This is a genomic window from Aeromonas sp. 160P (assembly GCF_055193095.1).
In genome coordinates this window covers 2435342-2451854 of the sequence record NZ_JBUXKV010000001.1, presented here as the reverse complement: position 1 = coordinate 2451854, position 16513 = coordinate 2435342, and the positions used below count along the sequence as shown (strand labels likewise).

Annotated in this window: 13 protein-coding genes and 1 tRNA gene; 5 read left to right on the top strand and 9 right to left on the bottom strand. The window is 60.0% G+C overall.

Annotated features, from left to right (window positions below; all coding sequences use genetic code 11):
* Positions 1-50: 50 nt before the first annotated feature.
* On the bottom strand, positions 51-1343 hold the full coding sequence (locus tag ACY8FN_RS11625; RefSeq protein ID WP_101324329.1) for an NAD(P)/FAD-dependent oxidoreductase: 1293 nt from the start codon (positions 1341-1343) through the stop codon (positions 51-53).
* A gap of 75 nt (positions 1344-1418) precedes the next feature.
* Entirely contained in the window at positions 1419-1958 is a 540-nt protein-coding gene (gene ycfP / locus ACY8FN_RS11620; RefSeq protein WP_463101162.1) for an alpha/beta hydrolase YcfP, read from the bottom strand.
* A 485-nt stretch (positions 1959-2443) separates the two neighbouring features.
* Here ycfP and ACY8FN_RS11615 point away from each other — a divergent pair, with 485 nt between their 5' ends.
* Positions 2444-3850, top strand: a complete 1407-nt coding sequence (locus ACY8FN_RS11615; RefSeq protein WP_101321406.1) for a nucleobase:cation symporter-2 family protein — start codon at positions 2444-2446, stop codon at positions 3848-3850.
* Positions 3851-3913: 63 nt separating this feature from the next.
* Here ACY8FN_RS11615 and ACY8FN_RS11610 read toward each other — a convergent pair whose 3' ends face one another.
* Positions 3914-5710 carry a M3 family oligoendopeptidase gene (locus ACY8FN_RS11610; RefSeq protein WP_463100089.1) on the bottom strand — a complete coding sequence of 599 codons (1797 nt, stop codon included), beginning with the start codon at positions 5708-5710 and terminating at the stop codon, positions 3914-3916.
* A gap of 138 nt (positions 5711-5848) precedes the next feature.
* A complete protein-coding gene (locus tag ACY8FN_RS11605; protein ID WP_463100088.1) occupies positions 5849-6769 on the bottom strand; it encodes a DUF808 domain-containing protein in 921 nt (306 codons plus the stop codon).
* Between the two features lie 263 nt (positions 6770-7032).
* Between ACY8FN_RS11605 and ACY8FN_RS11600 the strand changes: the two genes are divergently transcribed.
* Positions 7033-7635 (top strand): DUF924 family protein, encoded by a 603-nt coding sequence (locus ACY8FN_RS11600; protein WP_463100087.1) that lies wholly within the window; start codon positions 7033-7035, stop codon positions 7633-7635.
* A gap of 87 nt (positions 7636-7722) precedes the next feature.
* On the opposite strand, the gene ACY8FN_RS11595 is transcribed toward ACY8FN_RS11600, so the two are convergent.
* The 4 genes from ACY8FN_RS11595 to ACY8FN_RS11580 all read right to left on the bottom strand — a co-directional run bounded on the left by ACY8FN_RS11595 (position 7723) and on the right by ACY8FN_RS11580 (position 11366).
* A complete protein-coding gene (locus ACY8FN_RS11595) occupies positions 7723-8982 on the bottom strand; it encodes a dicarboxylate/amino acid:cation symporter (RefSeq protein ID WP_101324324.1) in 1260 nt (419 codons plus the stop codon).
* Between the two features lie 203 nt (positions 8983-9185).
* Positions 9186-9617 carry a CC0125/CC1285 family lipoprotein gene (locus tag ACY8FN_RS11590; RefSeq protein ID WP_463101161.1) on the bottom strand — a complete coding sequence of 144 codons (432 nt, stop codon included), beginning with the start codon at positions 9615-9617 and terminating at the stop codon, positions 9186-9188.
* Between the two features lie 216 nt (positions 9618-9833).
* Positions 9834-9910, bottom strand: a tRNA-Pro gene (locus ACY8FN_RS11585).
* A 112-nt stretch (positions 9911-10022) separates the two neighbouring features.
* The gene (locus ACY8FN_RS11580; protein ID WP_042022181.1) at positions 10023-11366 is read right to left on the bottom strand and encodes a dihydroorotase; all 1344 of its coding nucleotides are present in this window, start codon (positions 11364-11366) and stop codon (positions 10023-10025) included.
* Between the two features lie 79 nt (positions 11367-11445).
* Here ACY8FN_RS11580 and ACY8FN_RS11575 point away from each other — a divergent pair, with 79 nt between their 5' ends.
* Positions 11446-12321: a 6-carboxytetrahydropterin synthase gene (locus ACY8FN_RS11575; protein WP_463100086.1), complete on the top strand. Its 876-nt coding sequence runs from the start codon at positions 11446-11448 to the stop codon at positions 12319-12321.
* A gap of 70 nt (positions 12322-12391) precedes the next feature.
* On the opposite strand, the gene ACY8FN_RS11570 is transcribed toward ACY8FN_RS11575, so the two are convergent.
* Positions 12392-14404, bottom strand: a complete 2013-nt coding sequence (locus tag ACY8FN_RS11570) for a methyl-accepting chemotaxis protein (RefSeq protein WP_463100085.1) — start codon at positions 14402-14404, stop codon at positions 12392-12394.
* Between the two features lie 251 nt (positions 14405-14655).
* Between ACY8FN_RS11570 and hinT the strand changes: the two genes are divergently transcribed.
* Together hinT and ACY8FN_RS11560 are read left to right on the top strand one after the other, a co-directional pair.
* Positions 14656-15006, top strand: coding sequence for a purine nucleoside phosphoramidase (hinT, locus tag ACY8FN_RS11565; protein WP_463100084.1), 351 nt, complete (start codon positions 14656-14658; stop codon positions 15004-15006).
* Positions 15006-16442, top strand: a complete 1437-nt coding sequence (locus ACY8FN_RS11560) for a COG3014 family protein (protein ID WP_463100083.1) — start codon at positions 15006-15008, stop codon at positions 16440-16442. The genes hinT and ACY8FN_RS11560 overlap by 1 nt, the downstream gene beginning before the upstream one ends.
* Positions 16443-16513 lie beyond the last annotated feature (71 nt).

Below are 16513 nucleotides of genomic sequence, written 5' to 3'. Positions count from 1 at the left end.
GATAAAAAAGGAGAGACCATAGTCTCTCCTTTTTCCATTCTGAATTCTGCTTAGTGCAGCTTCAGGGTCGGGCGCAGTACGCGGTTGATGCGGCCCACCAGCATGATAAGGCCGGTCTTGACGTAGCCGTGCAGGGCGACCTGGTGCATCCGGTACAGCGAGATGTAGACCATACGCGCCATGTAGCCTTCCACCATCATGGAGCCACGCATCAGGTTACCCATCAGGCTGCCCACGGTGGAGAAGCGGCTCAGGGACACCAGCGAACCGTGGTCGTGGTAGAGGTAAGGCTTCATCTCGCCACCGTTCATCTTGGCCAGAATGTTCTTGAACGCCTGGCTGGCCATCTGGTGGGCAGACTGGGCACGCGGCGGCACAAACTTGCCATCCGGCTGCGGGCAGGCGGCGCAGTCACCGATCACGAAGATGTTCTCGTCACGGGTGGTCTGCAGAGTCTCTTTCACCACCAGCTGATTGATGCGGTTGCTCTCAAGGCCAGCGATATCCTTCATGAAGTCCGGCGCCTTGATACCGGCGGCCCACACCATCAGATCCGCTTCAATCAGCTCGCCATCCTTGGTGTGCAGACCTTCGCTGGTCGCTTCGGTGATCATGGTGGCGGTACGCACGTCCACCCCCAGCTTGACCAGCTCCTGATGGGCGGCGCCGCTGATACGCTCCGGCAGGGCAGGCAGGATGCGGGGGCCCGCTTCCACCAGTGTCACTTTCAAACTATCGGCCGTGAGGTTTTTGAAGCCGTAGGCATAAAGCTGCTCAACCGCGTTGTAGAGCTCGGCAGAGAGTTCAACACCGGTGGCGCCGCCGCCGACGATGGCGATCTTCACCTTGTCACCCGGCTGGTATTCAGTGGCGAACTGCAGGAAGCGGTTCATCATGCTGTTGTGGAAACGGTGCGCCTGGGAGGGGCTATCGAGGAAGATGCAGTGATCCTTGATCCCCTTGGTGTTGAAATCGTTGGAAACAGAGCCGATGGCCATCACCAGCATGTCATAAGGCACGGCGCGCTCATTGACCACGATCTCGCCATTTTCGTCATGGATCGGTGCCAGCACGATGCGCTTTTCGTCGCGCTGGATGTCGGTCAGGGTGCCGAGCTGGAAATCAAACCCGTGGTTCTTGGCATGGGACTGGTAGCTCAGGGCATCGATGCCCGCGTCCATGGAGCCGGTGGCCACTTCGTGCAGCAACGGCTTCCACAAGTGGGTACGGTTACGATCAACCAGGGTGATCTTGGCCTTGTTCTTCTTGCCCAGCTTGCGACCCAGACTGGTGGCCAGCTCCAGACCACCGGCGCCGCCGCCGACAACGACAATATTCATCATGATGATTTTTCCTTGGTTCCTCAAAACGAAAGGGAGCCAGTGGCTCCCTAAAACGAAATCGGTCGACGTGATGATTCAAGCTTCTTTGAAGGCCTTCATCCGCTGCAGATGGTGCGAGATATTCTTGAATTTATGGGTCTCGCGCTCATCCCACACAATGTCGTAATAGTTCTTCAATTCACGTTCAGTGTCCCGATTATCGCGCACTTCATCCTGAACGGAAAGGATGCACAGGCAGTTTCCTGAATTTTTCTTACGAAATTCAGTTACACACTTGGTGCCTATATCGTCATATTCCTCTGGCCGGTCGATCTTGCCCTGCATGGTCTCTGCCGGATGGAGGTTGGGGTTGAAAATCACCTGGCGAATGCCGCACAGAAAGCCGATCCGCTCACTCCAGTAGCCACCGAGCCCCACACCGCAGATCAGCGGCTTGGGATCGGTACTCATGTCGAGCTGCTTCTTCACTTCCTTGAGCAGGTGGCTCATGTCATGACGGGGATGAACCGTGCTGTAGTGCACGAAACGCACATCATCATCAATAAACTGCAACTGCAGCACTTTTTCGTGATTGCCGTGGCTGGTGGCATCAAAGCCATGCAGATAGATGATCATGGATAAGACCTCAGGATCTGTGTCGGTTTTATCGAAACTACCCCAGCGGCGGCCCCGTGCGCCACCAAAACATCGCACTTTCTTGCTTTGGATCACGCCCTGCCCCCTGATTACATCGTGGGGCAAGGGGGCGCCATCAGGCTCTTGCCCGGCCGCAGCTATCAAAGTGAGATCGCCAGACCGATAATGATAAAACGCTTACCAATCTGAGATGCCGCTGCGCACTCCCGCCCCCTGACCAGAACATTTATTAGGCCGGGATGTGGCTCACCCCACAAAAACAAGGCGTTACAGCCAAACGTTTTCGCTCATGACCGGAGTTGTGCATGTTTTGTGCACTGACCAAGGCCAGCACCAGATCCCCTCATCACACCTGCGGATGGATCGGGTACGTCAGACCATGCTCGCTATCAATGACCGGGAAAGCTGCGGCTTTCACTATCTTGCCTGTGGCGGTTGCGCGGGCTTCAAGGAGTGCTGTGTTCATGAACGAGACCAATCCCCCCTCCCCCCGACCGGGTACGCGCAAGTGCCCGGTGGATGAAGTGGAGCGCATGCTCCCCATGGGCCAGCTCTTTACCCTGGGCCTGCAACATGTGTTGGTGATGTATGCCGGTGCCGTGGCGGTGCCACTGGTGATTGGCGGCAGTCTGGGGCTGCCCAAGGATCAAATATCCTATCTGATCAGTTCTGATCTCTTCTGCTGTGGCATCGTCACCCTGCTGCAATGTGTCGGGATTGGCCGCTTTGCCGGGATCCGGCTGCCGGTCATCATGTCGGTCACCTTTGCCGCCGTGATGCCAATGCTGGCCATCGGTGCCAACCCGGATCTGGGGCTGACCGGCATCTTTGGCGCCACCATCGCCGCCGGTATCATCTCCACCCTGCTGGTGCCGCTGATCGGCCGACTGATGCCACTCTTCCCCACCGTCGTGACCGGGGTGGTCATCACCTCCATCGGGATCAGCATCATGCAGGTGGGGATCGACTGGATGGCGGGGGGCAAGGGCAATCCGGAATATGGCAGCCTGCGCTATATCGGCACCAGCTTTGCGGTGCTCGCCTTCATCTTGCTGGTGACCCGTTTCACCAAGGGTTTTTTCAGCAATATCTCGGTGCTGCTGGGGATCATCTTCGGCTTCGTGGTGGCCATCGGTATGGGCGAAGTGAGCCTTGATGGCCTTGGCGACGCGGCCTGGTTTGCTCCCATAGTGCCGTTCGCCTTTGGTTGGCCCACCTTCGACCCTATCTCCATCGCCACCCTAACGGTGATCATGCTCATCACCTTTATCGAATCGATGGGAATGTTTCTGGCCCTTGGCGACATCGTCGGCCATCCGGCCAGTCGCGGCGACATAGTGCGCGGGCTACGGGTTGATGCCATCGGCACCATTATCGGCGGGGTCTTCAACAGCTTTCCCCACACCTCCTTTTCCCAAAATATCGGGCTGGTAAGCGTGACCGGTGTGTCGAGTCGCTGGGTCTGCGTGATGTCGGGAGGGATCTTGCTCGCCTTTGGCCTGATCCCAAAAATGTCATTGATGGTTGCCTCCATCCCTCCTTTCGTACTGGGGGGCGCTGGCATAGTGATGTTTGGCATGGTGCTGGCGACCGGCATTCGCATCCTGGCCCGTGCTGATTACAACGGCAATCGCCACAACCTTTACATTGTCGCTATCAGCCTCGGTCTTGGCATGATCCCGACTGTCTCGGGGAACTTCTTCCAGCACTTTCCGGCAGCGCTGCAACCACTGGTCCATAGCGGCATCCTGCTGGCTACCATCAGCTCGGTGGTGCTCAACCTCTTCTTCAACGGCTACCAACCGGATCTGACCCACCAGACCAAGCCATTGCTGGTCGGCCCGGTCCAACCAAAGCAGGAGCAGGCATAACCAACAGGCCCCCGGACAGCAAAACTGTCCGGGGGCCTGTGACTCACATCACCACTCAGCCAATCAGGCGGGCAGCTGTGCGAAGCGCTCTACCGCCTGCGCTACCTGTGCCAGACTCCCCTGCCAGAAGGCAGCCTCACGGATATCCTGCCCCAGATGTTTGGCCACCAGATCTTCGGCGCTCATCCGGCCGGTATCGCGCAGCAAGGCGCGGTAGGCCTCTGCCACGTTCTCTTCCCCTGCCGCTTTGCGGCTCATCAACTGCTGATAGACCCCGAGGCTGAACAGATAGCCAAACAGATAGGGGTAGTTGTAAAAGCCGAGCCCCGCGATGGAGAAGTGCGCCTTGGCGGCCCAAAACATCGGGTGATAGCGGGTCAGGCTCCCCTCATACCAGCGCCCCCACGCCTCATCGGTCAATACCTTGAGCCGCTCGGCAGACACGTAGCCATCAGCACGCTCCGCTACCAGCGTCTGCTCGAAATCGAAGCGGGCCGGGATATTGACCAGGAAGGTGGCGGCGCCGTCGGCTTCCGCCCAGGCGATGGCCAGCTGCTCTTGCGGGCTTTGCGCCAGTTCAAACAGAGCGCTGCGCACCAATGTTTCGGCGAAGATGGAGGCGGTTTCGGCCAGCGTCATGGGGTAGCTGCGCTGGCTCATCGGCAGGTCGCGAATGACCCAGTTGTGCCAGGCGTGACCCAGCTCGTGTGCCAGGGTGATGACGTTATCCATGGTACCGGCATAGGTGACAAACACCCGCGGCTCCACCGGCGCGGCAAACTTGGTGCAATAGGCGCCGGTGCGGCGATTTGGCGTGGGGGCCGCATCAATCCACCCCTTCTCGGCCATCATGCGGGCAAATTCCCCCATTTCGGGATCGAAACGGCTAAAGGCATCGGCAATCAGCGCGATCGCCTCATCAAAAGGAATGTCGCGGCTGCTAGCAGCCGGAGGCGGCGCAAAGAGATCCTCCGGCCCCAGCTCGTCAAGGCCGAGCCGCGAGGCCATCAGCCCCAAGGCGCGCTGACCCAGCCCACGGGCCCGGTATGTTTCGCTCATCAGGGCATCGAGGGTGGTGCGCTCGATGTGGCTCTGGTGGCAAGAGAGATCCAGCGCATCGAGCAAACGGGTTTTGCCGCGCTGGCGGGCCAGCTCCAGCCGCCAGCCGTTGAGGGCATTGAGGATGGCGGCGACCGTCTCCTGCTCCCCTTGCCAACCGGCACTGATGGCATCAAACGCCTCAAGACGCAACGCGCGCACCGGGCTGGAGAGCTGATTGCTCGCCTCGGCCAGCCCCATCTCGCGGCCATCAATGGTTAAGCGGATCTTGCCCACCAGATCGTTGTAGAGGTTGCCCCAGCCGTGCAGGCCATCGGTGCCCAGACCAATCACCAGCTGCTCCGCCTCCACCGGCAGGCGCTGATCCTGCAAGCGACGCTCATGGCGCAAGCGGTACGCCTCCTCACCGAGCAGCGGCTCTCTCATCAGTTCGACGAATTCCTCTTCCGGCAGCGCCAGCATCAGATCTTCCACCGGCGCCAGGGTCTTGAACAGATCGGCATTGAGGGCGCGGGCACGGGACGCCAGCTGTTTGGCCTGCGGATCCCGCGCATCTTGGCTACCGCGACACGCAGCCAGAATGGCGACGTTCCAGCCGATATGGCGGATATCACGGGCGCGCAGCCGCACTTCCCGCAAAAAATCCTGTAGCGCGGCATCATCACCGCGCACCTCGTCCAGACCCGTCATATAGCTGGCAAGCTGCTCCAGCGCGCCGCGGGCGGCACTCATGTCCGCTTCCAGCTCGGGGCTGTCGAGGCCCGGGTAGATATGGTCGTTATTCCACTGTTGTTGATACATAGCTTCTCGCAAAGGCCTTTATCGGGAGGCGCAACAGGCCTGCGGGCACCGGGCCCGAGGCCCCGCGTCCCGCAGACAGAACAAGCCCGAAGGCAGAAAAATGAAAAGAGAAAAAGAGACAATGGCCTGCAAGCTCATTTATCCCTTGGCCGGGGCAAGGCGGCTCACCAGGGTCATCACCGCAACCAGCAGCAGACCAGCCACCACACCGGCCACGGCGTTGAGCAGGGTCGGTGTCACCGCTGCCAGCACGGCCCCCACGGTGGGCAGAGTGGCAACAACGGCGGCAGCGCCTTCAATCAGGTGATGGGCAAAAGGCCAGCCATGCACCAGAATGCCACCCCCCACCATAAACATGGCGATGGTGCCGACCAGTGCCAGCAGGTGCATCAGACGTGGCGCCGTCACCAGCAGCCCCTGCCCCACCGCGCGGCGCAGGGCGCTGCCATCGGGCTTTTGCAACAGATGCAGACCAATGTCGTCGAGCTTGACGATCAGCCCCACCAACCCGTAGACCCCCACCGTCATCAGCAAGGCGATGCCCGCCACCACCGAGAGTTGCAGGGCGAGGCTTGCCCCTTGTACCGTGCCAAGGGCGATGACGATGATCTCGGCAGAGAGAATAAAATCGGTGCGGATCGCCCCTTTCACCTTCTGCTGCTCAAAAGCGACCAGATCGTCGGGAATGGGGTCGGCGTGTGCCTCACCCTCGCTCGCTTCATGGGGCAGGAACTTGTGGGCCAGCTTCTCGGCCCCCTCAAAGCAGAGGTAGGCGCCCCCCAGCATCAACAGCGGGGTGATAAGCCAGGGCACCAGCGCACTGATGGCGATGGCGGCGGGCACCAGAATAAGCTTGTTGCGAAATGAGCCCTTGGCCACCGCCCACACCACCGGCAGCTCCCGCTCGGCCCGCACCCCGGAGACCTGCTCCGCGTTGAGGGCGAGATCGTCCCCCAGCACCCCTGCGGTCTTTTTGGCCGCCACCTTGGTCATCAGCGCCACGTCATCGAGCACGCTGGCGATATCATCGAGCAGGGCCAACAAACTGGTTCCGGCCATATCAAAGATTCCTTATATCAGTGGTAACCCCCCTTGGCATCGCCACCCGCCACCGTCATCCCGAACCGCAGGAGTCAGGGTGCCGGCGGGCTATCGTCACAGGCTGCGCCGATAAACGGGCGCCTGCCATCAAAGGGTCATTATTTGCGGCAAAAGATGGCACAGTGTAACGAGAAGCCGCCGCTTCGGCAGCATCCCAGAGCCATTTGATCTTGGTTTCCTCTTGATCTCGGTTCCCTCTGCATCACATCCAAGGAGTTCCCATGCAACCCTGGCAACCTCTGCTCGATCTCTGGTTTGGCGACGAGGCCAATGACGCCATCCGGGCCAAACGGCAAGCCCCCCTCTGGTGGGGAAAAAGCAGCGAAACGGATGCTCTGCTGGCCAGCCGCTTCGGCGAGCTGACACAGGCCGCAGCCGAGGGCTCCCTCGCCCACTGGGCCGATCTACCGGACGGCAGGCTGGCGCTGATCCTGCTGCTCGACCAGCTGCCCCGCAATATCCATCGCGGCACGCCAGCAGCCTTTGCCCAGGATCCGCTGGCACGGGATCTCTGCCTGAAAGGGGTGTCTATCGGGGCAGATACATCCCTCTCGCCACTGGCGCGGGTCTTCTTCTATCTGCCGCTGGAGCATGCCGAATCCCGCGAACAACAGACCAGAAGCGTGGCCCTGTTCGAGGCACTGGCGGCAGAGCAGGCCGGTACACCAGCGCAAGCGACCTTCGCAGGATTTGCCGACTTTGCCCGCCGCCATCAGGTGATCATCGAGCGCTTTGGCCGCTTCCCCCATCGCAACGACATACTGGGTCGCACCAGCACGCCGGAAGAGGCGGCATTTTTGCAGCAACCGGGCTCGGGATTCTAAAACCCGCCATATAAAAAAATCCCCGTCATGGTGATGACGGGGATTTTTCGTGCAACCAACCAACCTTGTGGTCAGCTCAAGCCATGGTTATGCCTTGGCCGGTTCACCGTCACCCAGCGCGTCGGTTTCGCCCAGACTGTCTTCGGTCTTGGCAACCACGCTGGCGGCGATGGCGTTACCCAGCACGTTGGTGGCAGAGCGGCCCATGTCGAGGAAGTGGTCGATACCCAGCAGCAGCAGGATGCCCGCTTCCGGAATATGGAACTGGTTGAGGGTGGCGGCAATCACCACCAGGGAGGCGCGCGGTACCCCGGCCATCCCCTTGGAGGTGACCATCAGCAGCAGCAGCATGGTGATCTGTTGGGCCATGGAGAGTTCGATGCCATACGCCTGGGCGATGAACATCACCGCGAAGGTGCAGTACATCATGGAGCCGTCGAGGTTGAAGGAGTAACCCATAGGCAGCACGAAGCTGGCGATGCGCTTGTCACAACCAAACTTCTCCAGACGATCCAGGGTCTTCGGATAGGCAGCTTCAGAGCTGGCGGTAGAGAAGGCCAACAGGATGGGTTCGCGGATCATCGCCAGCAGCTTGATGACGCGACCACGCAGGAAAATGCTGCCCATGGCGATCAGCAGCAGCCAGAGGCAGGCCAGCGCGATGTAGAACTGGGCCATAAAGCTGCCGTAAGTGACCAGAATACCCAGCCCCTCTTTGGCGACCATGGCGGCGATGGCACCGAATACCGCGAACGGCGCAAAGTTCATCACGTAACCGGTCACTTTCAGCATGATCTCGGCGGCGCTGGCCATCAGCACCACCACCGGCTTGGCCAGATCGCCGAGCGCGGCGGCAGCCAGACCGAAGAACAGCGAGAACACCACGATCTGCAGGATCTCGTTGGTGGCCATCGCCTCGACCACGCTCTTGGGAATGGCGTGAGTCACGAAATCTTTCAGGCTAATGGCACCGGCCGCAATCCCTGAACTGGCGGTGTCATTGGGCAGGGAGAGGGAGAGACCCACACCCGGCTGCATCCAGGTCACCATCACCAGACCCAGGCTCAGGGACATCAGGGAGGCCAGCATGAACCAGCCGAGGGTTTTTGCGCCGATACGGCCGACAGTGCGGGTATCGCCCATCTTGGCGATGCCGACCACCAGCGTGGTGAACACCAGCGGGGCGATGATCATCTTGATCAGTCGCAGGAAGATATCGGTGAGGATGGTGATGTTATTGGCAAAATCCGCAGCCTGATCTGCGGCAAACATGCGATAGCCCTGGCCGGTTAGGATGCCAAACATCATGGCGATGAGAATGGCAACCGTCAGTTTATTCATTTTCATGGGGGAGTCCCGGGTTTGATTGGTGCAAGCCGTAAACAATGGCGTGGGAGCCACTACAGTCCGTTTTTGTGATCCGGGCCGTTGATTCCTGGCGGCCGGTATGCTGGGAGAATGCCTAAAAGCAGGGGCTAAATCCAGAGGCTTGACTAGAATTTTATGCTGTCATTAGGTGTATGTGATATGGATCTTGCAAAAAGGCACTATTAATCACTGCTTGTTTTTATTTCTGCCAGATATTTAGCAGACAGACTCTGCTGATCGACAGCCTGTCGCAACAAACGGAAAGTGAGCAGCGCCGAGATACGGTGCTGCACCTGCATCTGGGCCATAAAGAGATCCGGCTCATCTTCGTCAAAACCGAAGACCGGCCGTGATGGGGTCACGCTGACGGCATCGCGGGTAATGGTCAGCTCATCGACCTTGAGCCAGGAGTAGCCCTCTGCCAGCGCCAACTCCCCTGCCCGCTTGAGCACATATTTGCGGGCGGTCTCTCTGTCCACCAGGTCGTTGCCGACAAACTCCAGCTGCCACTTGTCAGGGCTAAGCCGGGTCTGGGAGAAACCGGTCTGGCCGTTCCAGAACGACTTTTGACTCTCGTAGGGAGTGGCGCAGCCCACCAGCAGCAGGGTGAGCATCAGCAGGCAACAGGGTTTAGATACGGATGCAGACACGAGGGGCCTCTACAGGCAAATGAGCAACAGAGTTGTTACTACACCACAAAGCGCGGTGACTGCACAATCTGCTCGCGCTAACAGCGACCAGCGCGCACCACCACTGGCTTCGCACCTGTGCGTCGAATTGCGCGCAAAAGAAAAGGCCTTGTCGTTTGACAAGGCCTTTACCGGGGAATTTGGTCGGTGTGAGAGGATTCGAACCTCCGACCCTCTACACCCCATGCAGATGCGCTACCTGGCTGCGCTACACACCGACGGAGTCAGCTCGGCTGACGGGGGCAGAGTTTATGGAGATGACCCCGCCCTGTCAACAAGGAAAAGAGAGCAAAACCCCGTCTATGGTGCGTTCGCTTGCTTTACGAACGATCAGCGGTTAAAGGTCAGCCGCTTGCCCAAAATCCCGTCACTGACCTGACCGTTCTGCCAGGCGATCTGGCCGTTCACCAGAGTCATCTCCACCGTGCTATGGAAGCGGTAGCCATTGAAGGGCGACCAACCACAGTGGTAGAGAATGTTGTCATCGTTGACCACAAATGGCTTGCCCAGATCCAGCAGCACCAGATCGGCGAAGTAACCCTCGCGGATATAACCGCGATCCTCGACCTGGAAGCGCTCGGCCACCGCGTGGGAGGTTTTCTTGACGATGGTCTCCAGACTGAACACGCCGTTGTGATAGAGCTCCAGCAGTGCCTGCAGGGAGTGCTGCACCAACGGAATGCCAGACGGCGCCTTGAAGTAGCTGTTCTGCTTCTCCTCCCAGGTGTGGGGGGCGTGGTCGGTGGCGATGATATCAAGCACGTCGTTGCGCACCGCATCGAGCAGCGCATGTTGATCGGCGGTACTCTTCACCGCCGGGTTGCACTTGATCTGGCTGCCAAGGGTGTCGTAATCGGTGTCGTTAAAGAACAGATGATGGACACACACCTCGGCGGTGATGTTCTTGTCTTTCAGCTCGCTCAGATCGTGGCTGGCGGTAAACAGCGACAGCTCCTTGGCGGAGGTCAGATGCAGCACGTGCAGCTTGGCGCCGTACTGCTTGGCCAATGCCACCGCCATGCTGGAGGATTTGTAGCACGCTTCGTCACTGCGAATGCGGCCATGCTCGCCCATCGGCACATCCTCACCCCACTTGGCCCGCGCCGCCTCTTCCGCCTTGGCGATGGTCGGGGTGTCTTCGCAATGGGTGACGATCATCACCGGACAGTCGCGGAAGATAGCCGCCAGGGTCTCCTGGTTATCCACCAGCATGTTGCCGGTCGAGGAGCCCATGAACACCTTGACCCCGCAGGACTGCTTGGGATCGAGCCGTTTGATCTCTTCAAGGTTGTCGTTGGTGGCGCCGAGATAGAAGCTGTAGTTGGCCGCGGAGGAGTTGGCGGCGATCTGGTATTTGGCTTCGAGGGCATCGAGGGTAGTGGTCTGGGGATTAACGTTGGGCATTTCCATGAAACTGGTGGTGCCACCGGCGACGGCGGCCCGGGATTCACTGGCGATGGTGCCCTTGTGGGTCAACCCCGGCTCCCGGAAGTGGACCTGATCATCGATCATTCCGGGGATCAGGTGACGACCTGCGGCATCGATGACCAGTGCATCCGGCGCCTCGATATCGGGTGCAATGCGGGCAATCCGTTCCCCCTCAATCAATACGTCGGAAGCATAGATACGGCCTTCGTTGACCAGGGTGGCATTCTTGATAAGCAGTTTGTTCATGGGGGGTTCCAGTTCCTTTGCCGATAATCGCGAGTCATAATATCGCAAACTGCCCTTTCGCTATAGCAAGGCCTGACTGATGAAGTTATTTGTAAGAGATTTGACCGTGATCGACTCCAGCTACCTGTGCGAACGCCGCGGCATGGTGGGCGAGAGCTGGCTGGTAGATATCGAAATGAGCGGTGAGCTCAACGAAATGAGCATGCTGCTGGACTTTGGCCGGGTAAAGAAGCTGATCAAATCGATCATCGATGAAGAGGTGGATCACAAGCTGCTGGTGCCGACCGGCTGCCCGCTGATCCACATCGAGACCCTGGACGGTGACGAGAGCACGGTGGATCTGCTGCGCCCGGAGCGCTCCATCCACCTGCGCTGCCCGACCCAGGGCTTTGCCTTTATCCCTGCCCCCCATGTCGATAAAGAGTCGGTGACCCGCTACCTGCTGGCGGTACTGGCCAAACGGCTGCCGGACAATATCAAGGATCTCTCCCTGACCCTGCGTCAGGAGGCGATCACCGGTGCCTTCTACCACTACAGCCACGGCCTGAAAAAGCACGATGGCAACTGCCAGCGCATCGCCCACGGCCACCGCTCTCCCATCGAGATCCACGTGGATGGTGAGCGCGATGATGAACTGGAACTCAACTGGGCCGAACGCTGGGGCGATATCTACCTCGGCACCGAAGAGGACAAGGTGGCGCTGACCGAGCTCTCCTTGAGCTCTCGCGCCAATGCCCAGCTGGGTGATCACCATCTGGGTTTCAAATATGTGGCACCGCAAGGGCTGTTCCAGCTGGCCATTCCCGCCGCCGAGGTGGAGATGATCGACACCGATACCACGGTCGAGCTGCTGGCCTGCTACATCGCCCGCGAAGTGAAGCAGATGGTGGGCGATAAATTCGTCAAGATTGTCGCCTATGAAGGTGTGGGCAAGGGCGCGATCGCCTACGCCTAAGCGCTCAGCTAACCCCATTAACAACAAGGCCCCGCATCTGCAGGGCCTTGTTGTTTTAAGTGCCGACTCATCAGGCGATGAGACGGAAGCGCTTGACCAGGCTCTCCTGCTGCTCGGCAAGGGAGTCCAGCTGCTGGCTGGTCTCGGCCACCCGCTCGATCCCCTGATAGTTGAGATCCGAGATATCGGAGATGCGGTTGAGGTTGCTGGCGATATCGGCGCTGGTGGCCTGCTGCTGCTCGGCGGCAGAGGCGATCTGGCTCGACATGTCGCTGATCAGCACCACGATCCCCTGCACCTCCTCCATGGCGTTGTTGGCATGAGAGCTCTGATCGACACAGCTGTCCATCTCGCGGGAGCACTCCTGCATCACGGTCACCGCCTTGGCGACCCCCTGCTGCAGGTTCTCGATCATGGTCTGGATCTCGCTGGTGGACTGGGCGGTGCGGCCCGCCAGACTGCGCACCTCATCCGCCACCACCGCAAAGCCGCGCCCCTGCTCGCCGGCCCGCGCCGCTTCGATGGCGGCGTTGAGGGCCAGCAGATTGGTCTGCTCGGCGATGCCGCGAATAACATCGAGGATATTGCCGATCTGGCTGCTCATGGCGCTCACATCGCCAATCACCTTGCCGGTCTGTTGCAACTTGCCCGCCAGCTGGTGGGTGGTGGTGATGTTACCCGCCATCACCTTGCGCCCCATTTCGGAGGCCTTCTCCACATCCTGCACCCGCTCCAGGGTCTGGTTGGCCGCCTGCGCCACTTCACGCACCGAGGCTTCCATCTGGGTCATGGCCGCGGCGACCGAGGCGGTCTCCTGGCGCTGTTTCTCCAGATCTGCCCGCACCGCTTCGGTGGTGTGGCGGTTGCCGTGAGCGGCATCGTTAAGCTGGGTCGATGCCTGTGAAAGCTGGGCCAGCACCTCCCCCATCTGGGCGATCAGCAGGTTGATCTGGCTAGCCAACTGACCAAATTCGTTGTTGCTGCGAAAGCCGATGCGCTGGGTCATGTCGCCCCGGGTCACACAGGTCAGTACCTGCAGCAGCTCTTTGAGCGGACGGCGAATGGCCTTGCCCAGGGTGTAGGCCACCAGCATGGCGATCAGGATGGCGACCACAATGCTGGCCCCCTGGGTCAGGGTGCTCTGGCTCTGCACCGCTCTGGCGTGCGCAATGCTCTGGCCCATCAACTGCTGGCTCTGGCCGGTGATCTGCTCAAGCCGATGCTGGATCTCGACGATCAAGGCACTGGCCTGCTTGCTCTTCTCCCGCATCTGCTCTTGCTGCTTCATCAGCGCCAGATATTGGGAGAGCACCCCCTCGCTGGCGGTGGTATCACGCACAAAGCCGTGAACATAGTGGCCCATGTCGTTGTCGAAATTCTTCAGCTCCCCCTGCAGATCCTTGATGGTGCTGTTGAACCCTTCGATCTGCATCTTGTTGCGCTTGAGCGCCCCTTCGATGGGTGCCGGAATGGTCTGGTTGAGGGCATCCATGGTGGAGAGTTCGATGGCGGAGAGTTTGGTGGTCAGGGTCTCGGAGAGCATCTTGATGAAGCTATCGTCGATGGTGATCATCATGTCACCCAGACTCTTCTTGAACTGGGGCAGGCTGACCTGAAACTGCCCCTTGGCCAGATTGACCTTGTGCAGTCGGGCCAGCAACGCCTCGTGTTCACCAGGCAGGGTGTCGGTCAGTTGCAGATAGCGGTCGACCTGTTGGCCAAGGGCACCCATCTCACCCTGCAACTCAGGATGATGAGCCAGCTGCTGGCGCAGGGTGCCCAGCGTCTTGTCGACCTCGGCCTTGGCCTGCTTTAACTCCGCCACCTCGGCGGGCAACAGCTTGGGATCTTGCTCGGTGAGCACATCCCCCAGCCATTTGTTGGCGCTGAGCAGGGTGATCTGGGTCTGGCTGCTGGCGATCACCAGCGGCATCGACTGCTGGGTGACCTGATCCAGCGCATTCCCCAGGGTCTGCTGACTGCGAAATGTGAGCAGTGAACTGGCCACCATCACGGCCACTAAAATAGCGAAGCCCAGATAGACGCGCTGCAAAATGGAGAGATTTGACATTGTTTGTTTCATTATTGTCCCGCTGTATATGCAAAAGTCCCTTGCCTGAGTACCCCGTCCTTTTGATACCCTGCAGACCACCCTGAACAGGCAGTGCAGATGACGTCCCTCCGGCTATCGGTCTTTTTAACAGTAACTGAAGGGAATTGGGCATTGGCGGTGTCAAATGTCGGCTTGTGTCACACTTGCGGAGCGGCTCGCCTCCTGTCGGGAGCCTCTCGGGGCTAAAATTCAATTTTCTTTTTCATATAAGGGAGTTAGCAATGGCGAATGAAACCATTTTCAGCAAAATTATCCGCAAAGAGATCCCCGCCGACATCCTTTATCAAGACGATCTGGTCACCGCATTCCGGGATATCCAGCCCAAGGCCAAGACCCATATTCTGATCATCCCCAACATCCTGATCCCCACCGTCAACGATGTGGAAGCCGAACATGAGCTGGCCCTGGGCCGGATGTTCACCGTGGCCCGCAAGCTGGCCGCCGAGGCGGGGATCGCCGAAGATGGCTACCGCCTCATCATGAACTGCAACCGCCACGGCGGGCAGGAGGTCTACCACATCCACATGCATCTGGTCGGCGGCGAGCCGCTGGGGCCGCTGCTCAGCCTGTAATGAATCGCCACCTCGCAACCTGCCGCAGCGCCCTGCTGCTCTGCGGCTCTCTGCTGTTGCTGGGGGGCTGTGCCTCCCGCTGGCAGGATATGTTCGTCTCTTACTCCGATCAGATGGTGCCCCTGCGCAACCAGCTGCTGCTCGGCCATGCCGCCGAGGCGCTGCCCGAGGTGCGTGACTCCACCCTCGGGGATGACACCTTTGTGCTGGATCGCCTGGAACAGGGGCGCATCGCCTGGCTGGCGGGCCAGGATGCCGGCAGCAAGCAGGCGCTCGCCGCCGCCGACAGCCGCCTTCAGTGGGAAGACAATCAGGCCGAATATCGGCTGAGCCAGGGGTTGGATCAAGTGGGCAGCCTGCTTACCAACGATCAGTCAATGGCCTACCGTACTCCCGATTACGAACGCACCATGCTGCACCACTATCTGGCACTCAACTACCTGCAACGGGGTGATGCCGATGGCGCCTTGGTGGAGGTGCGCCGCGCCAATCAGGTGCAGGAGCAGGCCCTGAAACGACGAGCCGACGAGGTGCGCAAGGCGAAGGATGAGAGCGAAGAGGCCGTGACAGAAGGCGAGATGCGCCAGCTGATGTCGCGCGGCGCACCGGATCTCGACCGGTTGATCGGCAAGGTCAAGAACGGTTTTCAGAACGCCTACACCTTCTATTTTTCCGCCGTGCTCTATGAAGCGGCCGGGGATCTCAACGACGCCTGGGTCGACTATCAGCGCGGCTACCAGATAGCGCCGGACAACCGCAGCCTGCAAGATGCCTTGCTGCGACTGGCGCGGCTACGTGGCTCGCCGGACGAGATCCGCGCGACCGAAAAAAAGGTGGGCCGCAAGGCGCCGCCGCTGGCCAAGGATCAAGGCCAGCTAGTGGTGCTGTTTGAAGATGGTTTGATCCCGGCGCGGCGGGAACTGTTCCTGCCGCTGCCCATCTCCACCTCCCGCGGCGATTTTCGCACCTTTACCGTCGCCATCCCTTATTACGATAATCGGGCCAGCGACACAGGCCCGCTGACGGTAGAGGTCGGCAAGCGGGTCGAGCAGACCAGCGAGCTGGTGCGACTGGAAGCGCTGGCCGCCAAAGATCTGCAAGAGCGGCTGCCGGGCATGCTGACCCGTCAGGCGCTGCGGCTGGTGGCCAAGGAGCAGATGCGCCACACCGCCGCCAAAGAGGGGGGCGATGTGGGCAATATTCTGGTGGGGATCTTCAACACCCTCTCCGAGCGGGCCGATACCCGCAGCTGGCTGACACTGCCGGCGCAGGCCGCCAGCTGGCAGGGGATGTTGCCGGCAGGCAACGTTCAGCTCACCTTGGGCGCCGGTGCCGCCCAGCGGCAATTGCCGCTCACCATCCACAAGGGACGCACCACCCTAGTGTGGGTACAACGCCTCGGCGCCGGTCTGACCACCCGGGTGATGCCGCTTTGAACACATGTTTGAACACATGGCCAACGCAGATGAACGAGACGATTAACGGGCAGGCCCACGCGCTGCCCCAC

What these genes read in the sequence shown, in the direction of transcription:
- ACY8FN_RS11600 (WP_463100087.1), top strand. Translation starts at nt 7,033, where the DNA reads ATGCAACCCTGGCAACCTCTGCTCGATCTCTGGTTTGGCGACGAGGCC.
- ACY8FN_RS11605 (WP_463100088.1), bottom strand. Translation starts at nt 6,769, where the DNA reads ATGGCCGGAACCAGTTTGTTGGCCCTGCTCGATGATATCGCCAGCGTG.
- ACY8FN_RS11610 (WP_463100089.1), bottom strand. Translation starts at nt 5,710, where the DNA reads ATGTATCAACAACAGTGGAATAACGACCATATCTACCCGGGCCTCGAC.
- ACY8FN_RS11580 (WP_042022181.1), bottom strand. Translation starts at nt 11,366, where the DNA reads ATGAACAAACTGCTTATCAAGAATGCCACCCTGGTCAACGAAGGCCGT.
- ACY8FN_RS11625 (WP_101324329.1), bottom strand. Translation starts at nt 1,343, where the DNA reads ATGATGAATATTGTCGTTGTCGGCGGCGGCGCCGGTGGTCTGGAGCTG.
- ACY8FN_RS11590 (WP_463101161.1), bottom strand. Translation starts at nt 9,617, where the DNA reads ATGCTCACCCTGCTGCTGGTGGGCTGCGCCACTCCCTACGAGAGTCAA.
- ycfP (WP_463101162.1), bottom strand. Translation starts at nt 1,958, where the DNA reads ATGATCATCTATCTGCATGGCTTTGATGCCACCAGCCACGGCAATCAC.
- ACY8FN_RS11615 (WP_101321406.1), top strand. Translation starts at nt 2,444, where the DNA reads ATGAACGAGACCAATCCCCCCTCCCCCCGACCGGGTACGCGCAAGTGC.
- ACY8FN_RS11595 (WP_101324324.1), bottom strand. Translation starts at nt 8,982, where the DNA reads ATGAAAATGAATAAACTGACGGTTGCCATTCTCATCGCCATGATGTTT.
- ACY8FN_RS11575 (WP_463100086.1), top strand. Translation starts at nt 11,446, where the DNA reads ATGAAGTTATTTGTAAGAGATTTGACCGTGATCGACTCCAGCTACCTG.
- hinT (WP_463100084.1), top strand. Translation starts at nt 14,656, where the DNA reads ATGGCGAATGAAACCATTTTCAGCAAAATTATCCGCAAAGAGATCCCC.
- ACY8FN_RS11570 (WP_463100085.1), bottom strand. Translation starts at nt 14,404, where the DNA reads ATGAAACAAACAATGTCAAATCTCTCCATTTTGCAGCGCGTCTATCTG.
- ACY8FN_RS11560 (WP_463100083.1), top strand. Translation starts at nt 15,006, where the DNA reads ATGAATCGCCACCTCGCAACCTGCCGCAGCGCCCTGCTGCTCTGCGGC.